This is a genomic window from Thauera sp. 27, assembly GCF_000310125.2.
Classification (GTDB): domain Bacteria; phylum Pseudomonadota; class Gammaproteobacteria; order Burkholderiales; family Rhodocyclaceae; genus Thauera; species Thauera mechernichensis.
In genome coordinates this window covers 1-11,491 of record NZ_AMXB01000070.1, presented here as the reverse complement: position 1 = coordinate 11,491, position 11,491 = coordinate 1, and the positions used below count along the sequence as shown (strand labels likewise).

Annotated in this window: 14 protein-coding genes and 2 pseudogenes; all 16 read left to right on the top strand. The window is 59.5% G+C overall.

Features of this window, described 5'->3' with window-relative positions:
* Positions 1–31 precede the first annotated feature (31 nt).
* Complete coding sequence (locus tag B447_RS20935) at positions 32–880, top strand: tyrosine-type recombinase/integrase (RefSeq protein ID WP_002939066.1); 849 nt, start codon at positions 32–34, stop codon at positions 878–880.
* Positions 881–936: 56 nt separating this feature from the next.
* Positions 937–1,827, top strand: a pseudogene (locus B447_RS20930) (IS91 family transposase); the annotation flags it as partial.
* 356 nt (positions 1,828–2,183) lie between these two features.
* Positions 2,184–2,855: a hypothetical protein gene (locus B447_RS20925; RefSeq protein WP_157384739.1), complete on the top strand. Its 672-nt coding sequence runs from the start codon at positions 2,184–2,186 to the stop codon at positions 2,853–2,855.
* Positions 2,856–2,919: 64 nt separating this feature from the next.
* Positions 2,920–3,438 carry a hypothetical protein gene (locus B447_RS20920; RefSeq protein WP_157384738.1) on the top strand — a complete coding sequence of 173 codons (519 nt, stop codon included), beginning with the start codon at positions 2,920–2,922 and terminating at the stop codon, positions 3,436–3,438.
* A gap of 69 nt (positions 3,439–3,507) precedes the next feature.
* On the top strand, positions 3,508–4,011 hold the full coding sequence (locus B447_RS22765) for a hypothetical protein (protein ID WP_198291851.1): 504 nt from the start codon (positions 3,508–3,510) through the stop codon (positions 4,009–4,011).
* A gap of 718 nt (positions 4,012–4,729) precedes the next feature.
* Positions 4,730–5,170: a group II intron maturase-specific domain-containing protein gene (locus B447_RS22400; RefSeq protein WP_198291850.1), complete on the top strand. Its 441-nt coding sequence runs from the start codon at positions 4,730–4,732 to the stop codon at positions 5,168–5,170.
* Positions 5,171–5,313: 143 nt separating this feature from the next.
* Positions 5,314–5,799, top strand: a complete 486-nt coding sequence (locus tag B447_RS22395) for a GNAT family N-acetyltransferase (protein ID WP_004248685.1) — start codon at positions 5,314–5,316, stop codon at positions 5,797–5,799.
* A 173-nt stretch (positions 5,800–5,972) separates the two neighbouring features.
* Positions 5,973–6,263, top strand: a complete 291-nt coding sequence (locus B447_RS20915) for a hypothetical protein (RefSeq protein ID WP_004248682.1) — start codon at positions 5,973–5,975, stop codon at positions 6,261–6,263.
* Positions 6,260–6,646, top strand: a complete 387-nt coding sequence (locus B447_RS20910) for a VOC family protein (protein WP_004248679.1) — start codon at positions 6,260–6,262, stop codon at positions 6,644–6,646. The genes B447_RS20915 and B447_RS20910 overlap by 4 nt, the downstream gene beginning before the upstream one ends.
* Before the next feature lie 90 nt (positions 6,647–6,736).
* Complete coding sequence (locus B447_RS20905; RefSeq protein ID WP_004248678.1) at positions 6,737–7,117, top strand: hypothetical protein; 381 nt, start codon at positions 6,737–6,739, stop codon at positions 7,115–7,117.
* Between the two features lie 120 nt (positions 7,118–7,237).
* Positions 7,238–7,816: an NAD(P)H-dependent oxidoreductase gene (locus tag B447_RS20900; RefSeq protein ID WP_004248676.1), complete on the top strand. Its 579-nt coding sequence runs from the start codon at positions 7,238–7,240 to the stop codon at positions 7,814–7,816.
* A gap of 98 nt (positions 7,817–7,914) precedes the next feature.
* On the top strand, positions 7,915–8,661 hold the full coding sequence (locus tag B447_RS20895; RefSeq protein WP_004248674.1) for an SAM-dependent methyltransferase: 747 nt from the start codon (positions 7,915–7,917) through the stop codon (positions 8,659–8,661).
* Between the two features lie 148 nt (positions 8,662–8,809).
* Entirely contained in the window at positions 8,810–9,250 is a 441-nt protein-coding gene (locus B447_RS22390) for a hypothetical protein (RefSeq protein WP_083491508.1), read from the top strand.
* 450 nt (positions 9,251–9,700) lie between these two features.
* Positions 9,701–10,492 carry a class I SAM-dependent methyltransferase gene (locus B447_RS20890; RefSeq protein WP_232431694.1) on the top strand — a complete coding sequence of 264 codons (792 nt, stop codon included), beginning with the start codon at positions 9,701–9,703 and terminating at the stop codon, positions 10,490–10,492.
* Positions 10,493–10,548: 56 nt separating this feature from the next.
* Positions 10,549–11,067, top strand: a complete 519-nt coding sequence (locus B447_RS20885; RefSeq protein WP_004248667.1) for a CIA30 family protein — start codon at positions 10,549–10,551, stop codon at positions 11,065–11,067.
* Positions 11,068–11,215: 148 nt separating this feature from the next.
* Positions 11,216–11,491: pseudogene (locus tag B447_RS20880) on the top strand (formylmethanofuran dehydrogenase); the annotation flags it as partial.

Genomic DNA, 11,491 nt, shown 5'->3' with positions numbered 1-11,491 from the left:
GGGGATGTCCCCGCGTTCAAGGAGAAGTGTCATGAGCCCCTTACGTCAGCAGATGATCGACGCGATGGTGCTGCGCGGATTGGCACGGCGCACGCAGCAGGCCTACCTGTCGGTGGTGGCGCAGTTGGCCGCGTACTACCACTGCAGCCCCGACCGGCTCGATGGCGCGCAAGTCAAGGCCTGGCTGCTGCACCGGATCACCGAGCGGCACCTGGCCTACACGACCGTGAACCAGGCCGTGTGCGCCCTGAAGTTCTTCTTCGACATCGTGCTGGGCCGCAGGGCCGAGGCCATCACGATTCCCTACGCACACACGCCGCAACGTCAGCCGGAGATCCTCTCGCGCGAGGAACTGGCACGCCTGTTCGAGGCGGCCGCCAATCTGCGCACGCGCACGCTGTTGATGACGGCCTACGCGGCCGGACTGCGGGTGTCCGAGGTGTGCGCACTGCGCATCGCCGACATCGACAGCGCACCGGATCGCATGTGCATCCGGGTGGTGGCAGGCAAGGGCGGCAAGGATCGCTACACGCTGCTCAGCCCGAGCCTGCTCGAAGCGCTGCGCGTCTATTGGCGCATCTGCAAACCCCGCGTCTGGCTGTTCCCTCGCGCCACCGACGCCGCCCAGCCGTTCGACATCAGCAGTGCGCAACGTGCGTACTACCGTGCCCGCGACCGGGCCGGCATCACCAAGACGGGCGGCATCCACACGCTGCGCCACGCCTTCGCCACCCATCTGCTGGAGGCCGGCGTCGATCTGGCCACGCTCGCGAAGCTCCTGGGCCACGGCCACCTGTCGACCACGCAGCGCTACCTGCATCTGGCGCGTCCGGGTTCAATCCCCCACGACAGCCCGCTCGATCTGCTGCGCCGGCTCTGAGGCCGAGCGGCCATGGACCGACCCACGCTGGCCGGCATCCTGCGTGAGCACGGCAGCCCCACGCGCTCAATCCACTGGCAATCCAGCACCCACGCTGGCTCTACGGCGCGTTGTTCGACAGTGCGGCGGCGACCTTGCTCGAGCTCGCCGCCCACCCGCGCTGGCTGGGCGCCGTGCCTGGCTTCAGCCTCGTGCTCCACACCTGGAGTCAGGACCTGCGCATGCACCTGCATGTGCACGCCCTCATCACCTGTGGCGGGCTCGACGCCGAGGGCAGATGGCGCACACCGGTGCGCGGCACGCGCTTCCTGTTTCCCGTCCAGGCCGCCTCGAAGGTGTTTCGGGGCAAGTTTCTCGCGCGGCTCGACGCGGCCCACCGCAGCGGCGAACTGGCCGACGATCCGAGCGCTGCGCCGGGTGCATGGCAAGCCCGGCGCCGTGTGCTGCTCGCGCACGACTGGGTGGTCTACGCCACGCCGCCGCCAGGCGGGCCCGCCCAGGTGCTCGATTACCTTGCCCGTTACACGCACCGCGTGGCGCTCTCGAACGACCGCCTGCTCGGCTGCGATGGGGGCCAGGTGCGCCTTCGGGTGCGCGACAACGAAACCGGCGGCAGACCTACGGTGAGCCTGCCGACCGACACCTTCATCGGACGCTTCCTGCGCCACGTGCTGCCGGCCGGCTTCAAGCGCCTGCGCCACTACGGGCTGCTCGCCTGTGGCCACAAGCGGGCCCGGCTCGCCGCCGCCCGTTTGGCACTTCAGACACCGGCACCACAAGCAGTCGCTATCGAAGCGGCCGAGGACTTCCTCGCCCGCGTCAGTGGGGAAGATCCGCGATGCTGCCCGCACTGCAGGGTCGGGCGTTGGCACACGGTCGAGATCGTCATGGCTCGCCGGTACGATCCGCCTGCGCCGGCGCCGCGCTGTCGGGATGGGCCGCCATGAACGTGCATTTGATCCGGGCTCGATCCTTGCCGATGCGGTGCTCGCACCGGCAGGCCGTGGCACGTTCCCGGACTGGCGAACGCGACCGACAACACCCGCCCGACGCAGGGTCGGCACACGATTGCGGCCGATTACGGCGATGGCCGCGAGCGCTGAGCCGGGAGCGGCGACCCGCTGATGCCAGGGGCCTGTCGCGCTCTATCCAATGTGGATGAGCCGCGCGTAGAATCCCCAGTATCACCGCCAGCGCGGCGGTTCAGTTCAACAAGGCTTATCCCTCGCGGCAGGCGCCCGCGCACTGGACGGCGCTTGCGGCGCGAGGGATAAACCCTATTCGTTAGAGCCATCTATCCCACATGGAACGCGAGGCATACCACAGAAATTTTTTCCCGCTGCTCGTCGATAGCATTGTTTTGCTTGAATCCGCAGAGCTTGAACGGAATCCAGATCTTTCAAACACTCTTGCAAGAAGCTCTATTATCAACTCGATGCTGATACCGGAAGTTGTGGCGAACATATGCGTGGAAACGCTTGATCTTGAGCGGTCCATTTTCCAAGAAATCGACAAGCTGTCTGTTCTTGGAAAATTCGACTTCTTCCTGCGAACCACATTTCGCAATAGAAAGATCGATCGAGGAATATCTGTGGTCCAGGGGCTGCAAGAAATCAAGAAACTGAGAGATGGTTATGTCCACCCCAAGAAGCAGAAGGTTATCTGGGTTCATTCTTCCGAAGACGAAGCAACTGCCGAGAGAGAAGAAAGCTTATTGTTAAAAATTGCCACCAACTCGAATTTCTGGCACACAGCAGATGCGGTCGCTGTCATGAGGGGCACTCACGATTTCTTGTATTACTTCTTTCACGACTGTTGTCGCTACAGTAAGAAGAAGGTGGCTAGCCTTCTGTTCTCCGAAGAGGTTGTTCCAGATGAGGAGAGTCTAACCATCCCGTATCTACACAAAGCAACCCGAGATCTTTTGAATGAATGGAATGTAAATGTCTCCTACGTCAAACTCGGATGGCTCTAACCCCTCATTCCACCGGACCTGCGCGAAAAGCCGCGCAGTCCGGTGAATTCAAACGTTATGCATCATGAACACCATGCTGCAGATTCCTGAACCCGACTATGACGACCCGAAGGAAATCTATGCATTCTTCGGACTTACATATTACAAAGCCGCGGTTCTTGAGCACGGCGTGCTTAACCTTGCCGTCGCAATGCTGGCAAAACGCACGCCGGGAATCACAGTGGGCGACGTCGATAAACTCTATGAGTCCTTTGACAAGAAAACATTTGGTCAAGTGATCAATGCAGCAAAGCGCAAGTTCGCCGTCCCGAGTGACCTCGAAGCCGATCTTGCCCGTGCGTTGGAGCAACGGAACTACCTCGCACATCGCTTCTTTGTGGTCCACGATGTTGATCTTATGGTTCCATCTGGGCGACGGAAGATGATCGACGAATTGATTGAAATTCTGAAACACCTGAAATCGGTTGATGCGCGCATGGATACGCTATGGATGACAGCTTGGGCGTCCTTTGGGATCACCAAAGAATGGATAGAACAGCAGATGCAAGAGTATGTTGCCCATAGGCAGGCGAATGATGCATAACAAGCGCTTGCATCCGACCGTCAAAAAGCTGCGCTTTTCGCCGTCGGCTGAAGCTTAACGTTGGGCGTCATGAAACTACTCTCTCTCAAGCACCCTCCGAAGGTTCAATCCGTTTGGCGTGCCGTGCTGGCCGGAATGGTGGCGCACCCGCTGTCCGCGGTTCTTTTTAGCGTCGTGTATTGGGTCCTCCGTCCGTTCGTGTGGGCTGCCATCTATTCCGAACCTTATCGCTCTCTGCCCGGGCCGTATCCACCCGAAAGCGGTGAGTGGCTCTTTGTTCAAGGGTTTGGGTTCTGCGCATCGGTAGTCGCTGGAGCACTTGCCGCGCACTGGTCACCACGTAAATCAAAGCTGCCCATCGCTCTTCTAGTGGCGCTTTCTATCGGGGCGTTGTTCTTTACCCAATTTCCTTTGAATGCGTCGGCCCTCCGTAACGTCCTCTATGCGTTGCAAACGCCGGTAGGTCTTGTGCTCGGCGCAGTTTTCCTTTGGCGTTGGCAATCTGCAAATGACGCCCAACCCTGCGGTCAACCGGACCTTGCGCATAAAGCCGCGCAAGGCCGGTTACCTTGAATGTGTGCGCCGGGCATGGCGCGTTACTTCGTAGGTGAAAGTCCTACGGCCAGGCGAGCAGAGTCGAAGGCAAGGAGAAGGGCAAGGGCGTTGTCGTGAGACAGGGTCTGAAGGAAGTCCAATCCGAAACTGCGGGGCGATGAACAAGAACCGGATATGAGGCGTGGTGTATCTGGGGCGAGCGGGCACGTGACCGTGAAGCCCTCTATCTGCGGCAGCAAGGTGCACTTTGTAAATCCGGCGTCCATGCAGGGAAGGTAACGTGTCTTACCCCGGGAGATCTCCCCGGTGCTTCAATAGATCGAAGCTGGGCGTCTGGAGACGGACGCTGAATATCGTGGAGAGGTCAGCAGAGGGCATAGTAGGCGGCGCCACCGCCGAAGGCCTGAACGATGAAAGACAAAGGAGCGTGGTGAAGAGAGACGGGACAGCATCTGCGCAAGCGGGCTGCGGCGACGCCGCAGGATGAACTCGTCGCTGGATCGCTGTGCTGGCCAATGTGGTGCTGGATGAACTGGATTGGGAACTGGACCGGCGTGGCCACCGTTTCGCCCGATATGCCGATGACTGTAACATTCTTGTCAGGATCAAACGTTCGGGAGAGCGGGTGATGGCAAGCGTGACACGCTATGTCAGTGACACACTGCGACTCACAGTGAATCCGCTGCAGTGGGGTAAGACGCACCGCAGGTGCGGCAAAAGCGCGGTGGATCGGCCCATGAACCGCAAGTTCCTGGTTTTCACGGTCAGCCGCAACGGAGCGAAGCTGAAGGTGGCCGATAAGGCTCTTGAGAAGCTGAAGGACCGGGTGCGGGAACTGACCCGTCGCACCAGAGGCATCACAATTGTCAGGATTGTTGCAGAGCTGAGAGAAACCCTGCTTGGTTGGAAAGCGTACTTCGGCATCGCCGAGGTGCTGAGTCCTCTGCGCGATATTGACAAGTGGGTACGACGCAAGTTGCGCTGCTATCTTTGGAGACAATGGGGTCCGGCTGGCTACCGGGAACTGCGCAAGCGTGGCGTTACAGTGCGCGAAGCCTGGAATACCAGCAAATCTGCTCACGGCCCGTGGCGGTTGTCCAGGACGCCAGCATTGGCCCTTGCGTTACCATTACGCTACTTCAACAACTTGGGACTACCCAGCCTTGCGCCGCGGTAGGAATTTAATTCATCGAACCGCCGGATACGTGACCCGTTCGTCCGGTGGTGTGGGAGGGAGGGGCTGTGAGGCTTCTTTCTATCCCGGTTAGATTTGACGGGACATCTATGACTGGGCTTCCACTTCAACTTAAGACAGCAAGATTGCATCTTCGACAGTTCGCGCACGTTGATTGGTCTTCACTGCATGAGCACTACAGCGATCCAGAATGCACGAAGTTCACCTTCGGGCGTGCTCTTTCAGAAGGTGAAAGCTGGCGCGCGATGAGCAGCATGCTTGGGCATTGGGCCATTCGCGGGTACGGTCCATATGCTGCCGTTGAGGAAAAAACGGGCAAAGTCATCGGGGCAGTTGGCATGTGGTATCCGAATGACTGGCCTGAACCAGAGATCAAGTGGGCCCTGTCGCGTCAATTTTGGGGCAAGGGTTTTGCATCTGAGGCGGTGCGAGCCATTCAGCCGCGAGCCTTTGAGTGCTTGGGCAATAAAGCGCCGATCAGCTTTATTAATGCTGAAAACGAACCATCCATTCGGCTCGCTATCGCGGTAGGAGCTAAGCATGAGAAGACCATGGAATTTCGAGGCTCACCTTGGCACGTCTTCCGTCATCCAAGTGAAGCCGATAAATAGTTTCAGCAATCCATGTCACACCATCGTCTAACGGCACGTTCCTCACGGACGTCGATCCGCTGCGCGGCTTGCCGCCGGTGAACGTGGGCGTTGAGGCTGTAGAAAGACCTTCCGCCCGTACGCGGAGCGCGATGCGAAAGGTATAATTCCGCATCGCTTCCCGGAGCCCTGCGATGCCCCGCTTCAAGACGCCCGCCTATGGCCTGAAGATGACTCCGGTGGATTTCGACCGGCAGGTGATTCCGGGGAGTTTCGAGCACGCGCTCTGTCACCTGATCGATCATGAGATCGATCTTGCGCCGCTGGTGGCGTGCTGCCACAACGACACCAGCGGTGCCTCGGCCTTCGCGTCAGCTGTACAGCGTCGGCAACCGCTGACCAGGACTGCTTGCCCGAAAATCGGGTTTTTCTACACCGTCGTTAGGCCTCTTCACCATTTGTTCGCAAAAGGAGAAACACCATGAAAAGCAATCCGGTTGCGTGGTTTGAAATCTACGTTCAGGACATGCCCCGTGCGAAGGCGTTTTACGAGGCTGTGTTTCAAGGCACATTAGAAGAACTGAAGAATCCTGACCCCAACGGCTTCCCTGAAATGGAGATGTGGGCATTTCCGATGTCAATGGAGGGGGCCGGTGCAGCAGGAGCACTGGTGAGAATGGCAGGGTGCCCTTCTGGTGGTAGTACCTTGGTCTATTTCTCCTGCGAGGATTGTTCAATTGAGGCTGAGCGAGCGGCGGCGCATGGAGGTGAGCTCTTCAAGGGCAAGATGTCTATTGGTGAGCACGGCTTCATTGCGATGGTTGTCGATACTGAAGGCAATATGATTGGCCTTCATTCAATGCAGTGAATGCGTGGTCTGACACTGGGCTCCTAGGGACGCGCCGCAAGCGACGCGACCCTGAGCTTTTGAGTTAGACACCACGGGGAGTCTCCCTGCATGACACTAAGCAATCGGGTCGTCCTAGCCCTCGCGTTCTTCGGCTCATTCTTTGTGGTGGGGGCATTCTATTGGCCGATCCCCTACGCCCAGATTTCGCTGCCCAATGCCGTGTGGGGCTTGCCCCTCGTCGTCGTCGCTGCCCTTGCTGCTCTACCACGCGTCCTTTCGAGCACTCGTTTTTGGCCCTCCGCCCTGATCGTCGGGGCCTCGGTCCCTGCAGCAGTCCTGGCTCGCGTCATCTACGATACTTCGTCGAACCCCAGCTCTCACAATCTGTGGCCATTCGAGATGATTCTGGCCACCGGGCCTGGCCTTCTGGCGGGTGTTTCGGGTGCACTCGTGGGTGGTTTTCTGGGCAGCCGGAAGCGTTATCGGTGATCTGTCGCGTGGGTGCGCCCCGGTTTGCCATGATGATGAGCGACAGCGTCGGCGACCGCCGACAGGGACCGAATTAACGGTAATCGCGTTTTTATACACAGTCGTCAGGCTTTCATATTCATGAGCAAGCGCATTCTTGTAGTCCTTGGCCACCCAGACAACGACAGTTTTTGTGGTGCTATCGCTAATTCGTACATTGAGGGAGCCAAGGCCGCGGGTAATGAAGTTCAACTGATTTCCGTTGGTGACCTGGCTTTTGATCCAGTGCTCCACAAGGGCTACACTGTCATTCAGGAGCTTGAGCCTGATCTGGTAGCTGGACAAGCTGCAATCACCTGGGCACAGCATATCGTTTTCGTGTATCCCATCTGGTGGGGTGCTATGCCTGCTTTGCTCAAAGGCTTCATCGATCGAGTTTTTCTGCCTGGCTTCGCGTTCAAGTACCGGGAGGGTTCTCTGTTCTGGGACCGCCTGCTTTCAGGGCGCTCAGCTCACCTGCTCGTTACCATGGATACACCGCCTTGGTATTTCCGCTGGGTATATCGCATGCCAGGGCATAATCAGATGAAGCGCACCATTCTCGAGTTCAGCGGCATCAAACCTGTCGCCATTTCGAGCTTTGGCCCCGTCAAGGATTCAAGTCAGGCAAAGCGTGAGAAATGGCTCGCCAAGGCAAATGCATATGGCCGCCATGCGTAACATGCTGGACCAGCGAGGCGTGCCAATAATGTCGCGTCTCTTGCCAGAGTGTTAAGCCTCCACCAAATCTATCCGATCCCATGAGAGGGTTTTTGACGATGGACATTCCGCGGATATTCAATATCACGGAGCGTGCGCACCGCATCCACAATCCGTTCACACCCGAGAAGTTCGCGACTCTTGGCGCTGCATTGCGTCTGGAGCCAGGGGCGCGCGTGCTCGACCTTGGTAGCGGTTCGGGGGAAATGCTGTGCATGTGGGCGCGCGATCACGGCATTATCGGCACCGGCATCGATATGAGTTCGTTGTTCTCCGAACAGGCGAGACAACGAGCTGAAGAACTCGGTGTTGCCCATCAAGTCAGGTTCATTCACGGCGATGCGACTGGTTATGTCGCTGATGAGAAGGCCGACGTGGCCGCTTGTGTTGGTGCCACATGGATCGGCGGAGGCGTCGCTGGCACCATTGAGCTTCTGGCACGTAGCCTGCGGAGCGGCGGAATTATCCTGATCGGCGAACCTTATTGGCGGCAATTGCCGCCAACGGAAGATATCGCCAAGCGATGTCTTGCAAGTTCGGTCTCTGATTTCCTTGTGCTTCCAGAACTGATCTCGTCTTTCGGCAAGCACGGCTACGACGTCGTTGAGATGGTTCTAGCTAACCAAGACGGTTGGGATAGATACGAGGCGGCCAAATGGCTCACGATGCGCCGATGGCTCGAGGTCAATGCCGATGACGAGTTGGCAGAAGAGGTGCGCGCACAACTGACTGCGGAGCCTGCACGCTATGCCGCTTACACCCGCGAATATCTTGGCTGGGGTGTGTTCGCGCTCATGCGACGGTAAACCTCGCATCTTTGCCGTATCGCCAGAGGGGCAGCGCCGACCTTTGCGCTTTGGGCTGTCGGCCCGAGCCAACATTCCACCGACGCTGTGCGACAAAGCTATGCGGCGCCAGTGAATTCAGACGTGAGCTCTACAAGGAACTGACTCCATGCAAAAAAACAAACTCCTGATCGCGGCAGCCATTTGTAGTGGGGTGGCTGCATTGTTGCATTTGGGTTGCATTATCTTCGGCGGTGACTGGTATAGGTTTCTTGGCGCTGGAGAACAAATGGCGCAAATGGCCGAGGCGGGGCATATTTATCCGACGATAGTTACATCGGCTATTGTTGCAGTGCTGTCAATTTGGTCGCTTTATGCTCTGTCTGGTGCAGGTGTTATTTTAAGACTCCCATTATTGCGCTTGGTGCTGTGCGTAATCGCCGCAATATATTTGATGCGGGGGGTGGCTTTTATGCCGTTAATGCATGTTTTTCCAGAAAACAGCCTTGCATTCTGGGCGGTGAGCTCGGCTGTATGCGTTGTATTGGGTTTGCTTTATGTGTTGGGTATTAGGCAGTCATGGGCGTATATTAGCGAAAAACATTCTTGACATTGTCATCGTTTATCGCAACGGTAGGCACTGGAGTTCATGCAGCGATCCGACTCATCTTCTTCGCTGCGGCGACGCTGTTCGCGCAGACGGCCCCCGCTGCGGGGTAGAAGTGCGTGTCGGCTGATCGCATGGGCCAACGCCCAAGGCGTTTACCTTTGCCAAGTCCTTGCCGCATCCCGTCCCAAACGATGATTCTGCTAACAGTGTTTGAGCTGCCGTTGCGGGGTGCCGCCGAGAAGCTGCGCTACTCGGCTTCCTCGCTGGTTCCGTGTAGGCAGGCAAGTCCGCAATTGAAAGGGCAAGGCAAGGTTTGTAGATGGCGGTGTGCTCACGTAACAGTCGTCGGTTGTCGCCCCTCGGGACGGGGGCGATCATTCTGCCGCTTTGCGGCCAGGAACCCGCGCCTGTGCCGGGAGTTGGCGTTCGCGTAAGGAGCAGTTGATGCCCATGGATAAGCAGAAGTGGAATCCGGCGCAGTACGCTGAGGAGGCGCACTTCGTCTCGGAGCTCGGTGCTCAGGTGGTTGATCTACTGGCGCCGTGTGCGGGCGAGCGGATTCTGGATCTCGGCTGCGGAGATGGAACACTCGCGAAGGCGCTGCACGATGCTGGTTGCCGAGTGGTCGGCGTGGACGCAAGTCCCGAGATGGTCGCCGCGGCCATCAGCACGGGAGTGGATGCCCGTGTCGTCGATGGGCATGAGCTACGGTTCGATGCCGAGTTCGACGCGGTGTTTTCCAACGCTGCCTTGCACTGGATGACGCGTCCGGGCCTCGTTTTGGATGGGGTCTATCGAGCGCTGAGGCCCGGTGGTCGTTTTGTGGGGGAGTTTGGCGGCCATGGCAATGTGGCGACAATCCTGCGGGCGCTGGAAGAGGCGCTTGGCACCAGAGGCATTGACGCTACGCCCTTGAATCCGTGGTTCTTCCCAAGGGCTGACGAGTACCACGCACTACTGACGCGTTATGGCTTCGAGCCGGTGAAGGTGCAGGCTTTTTCTCGGCCGACGCCTCTGCCAGGAGACGTGACGGGTTGGCTCGAGACCTTCGCGCAAATCTTCATCAATAGCCTTCCGAAAGAGGCGCGCAAGGCGTTTGTCGTGGAGGTTGTCGAGCGTTGCCGGCCGGCTCTTTGCGATGGAGACGGGCGTTGGATGGCGGATTACGTCCGCTTGCGGTTTGTTGCGACCAGGCCTTTCGGAGCCAGTGCGGTGGTTAAGCCGAGCGTTTCTTCCGCTTGACGCGACGCGGCTTCGCCCTACGCTGCGACACCGATCATCGGCGCGATAATCCCACCATGCTCAAAACGCTCTTCGTCTTCGATCGCTCAGAAGCGGTCTCCGCCTGGTCCGCGATCGACGATCGTGTGATGGGGGGTGTGTCGCGCAGCGCCCTTCGTTTCGATCCGGCCGGCCATGCCGTGTTCAGCGGGCAGGTTGCGCCCGACAACAATGGCGGTTTCGCCTCGGTGCGCGCGTCGGTCACGCCGCTGCCGGCAGGGGGCATCGACGCCATTGAGCTCGTCGTGCGCGGGGACGGCCGCCGCTACAAGCTCAACCTGCGCATCGATCGCGGCTTCGACGGTGTCAATTACCAAGCCGGCTGGGTGACGCCGGCCGGTATCTGGACCCGACTGGCATTGCCCCTGGCTGACTTCCGGCCCACCTGGCGCGGGCGCGCGGTGGCCGACGCGCCGGCGCTGCGCAGTGCGTGTATCGAACAGGTGGGGCTGATGATCGCCGATGGCCAGTTCGGAGGCTTCGAGCTGGCCATCCAGGGGATCTGGGCGGCTGGCCGGGGGGCTGCTCAGTTGTGACACAGTCGGCCGCCGCGCCGCGGTGGGGGTGTGCCAGAGTTGAACGCTGCTGCGTGGCATTGCGCCGGGGCCTGGGGCGCAGGCTTGCCTTGGCGGCGGTCTGCGCCTGCCCGAGCGGGCTGGCATATCGCTTGCATGATGCGTGCGCATGAGTACGACGACCGAAACGATTCCATCCGCAGCCATGTCCGTGGCCGGCGTGCAGCCCCGGGACTGGACTTGCCCGTTCTGCAGCCTGCTGTGCGATGGCTTGGCGCTCGCGCCTGGGCCCGTGCTGCAGCTTCGCGGCGGGGATTGTGCGCGTGCGCGGGCGGGGCTGGCGGCCTTCGATCATCCGGCGGCCGCGGCGTCCTGCGTCGATGGCGTACCGCGGGGGCTGGATGCGGCGCTCGACGCGGCGGCGGCGCGGCTTGCGGCGGGGCGC

Bases quoted from the DNA above. Each gene is read 5' to 3' on its own strand.
- B447_RS20935 (WP_002939066.1), top strand. From the start codon at position 32: ATGAGCCCCTTACGTCAGCAGATGATCGACGCGATGGTGCTGCGCGGA.
- B447_RS22400 (WP_198291850.1), top strand. From the start codon at position 4,730: ATGAACCGCAAGTTCCTGGTTTTCACGGTCAGCCGCAACGGAGCGAAG.
- B447_RS20900 (WP_004248676.1), top strand. From the start codon at position 7,238: ATGAGCAAGCGCATTCTTGTAGTCCTTGGCCACCCAGACAACGACAGT.
- B447_RS20905 (WP_004248678.1), top strand. From the start codon at position 6,737: ATGACACTAAGCAATCGGGTCGTCCTAGCCCTCGCGTTCTTCGGCTCA.
- B447_RS20915 (WP_004248682.1), top strand. From the start codon at position 5,973: ATGCCCCGCTTCAAGACGCCCGCCTATGGCCTGAAGATGACTCCGGTG.
- B447_RS22390 (WP_083491508.1), top strand. From the start codon at position 8,810: ATGCAAAAAAACAAACTCCTGATCGCGGCAGCCATTTGTAGTGGGGTG.
- B447_RS20920 (WP_157384738.1), top strand. From the start codon at position 2,920: ATGAACACCATGCTGCAGATTCCTGAACCCGACTATGACGACCCGAAG.
- B447_RS22765 (WP_198291851.1), top strand. From the start codon at position 3,508: ATGAAACTACTCTCTCTCAAGCACCCTCCGAAGGTTCAATCCGTTTGG.
- B447_RS20910 (WP_004248679.1), top strand. From the start codon at position 6,260: ATGAAAAGCAATCCGGTTGCGTGGTTTGAAATCTACGTTCAGGACATG.
- B447_RS20895 (WP_004248674.1), top strand. From the start codon at position 7,915: ATGGACATTCCGCGGATATTCAATATCACGGAGCGTGCGCACCGCATC.
- B447_RS20885 (WP_004248667.1), top strand. From the start codon at position 10,549: ATGCTCAAAACGCTCTTCGTCTTCGATCGCTCAGAAGCGGTCTCCGCC.
- B447_RS20925 (WP_157384739.1), top strand. From the start codon at position 2,184: ATGGAACGCGAGGCATACCACAGAAATTTTTTCCCGCTGCTCGTCGAT.
- B447_RS20890 (WP_232431694.1), top strand. From the start codon at position 9,701: ATGGATAAGCAGAAGTGGAATCCGGCGCAGTACGCTGAGGAGGCGCAC.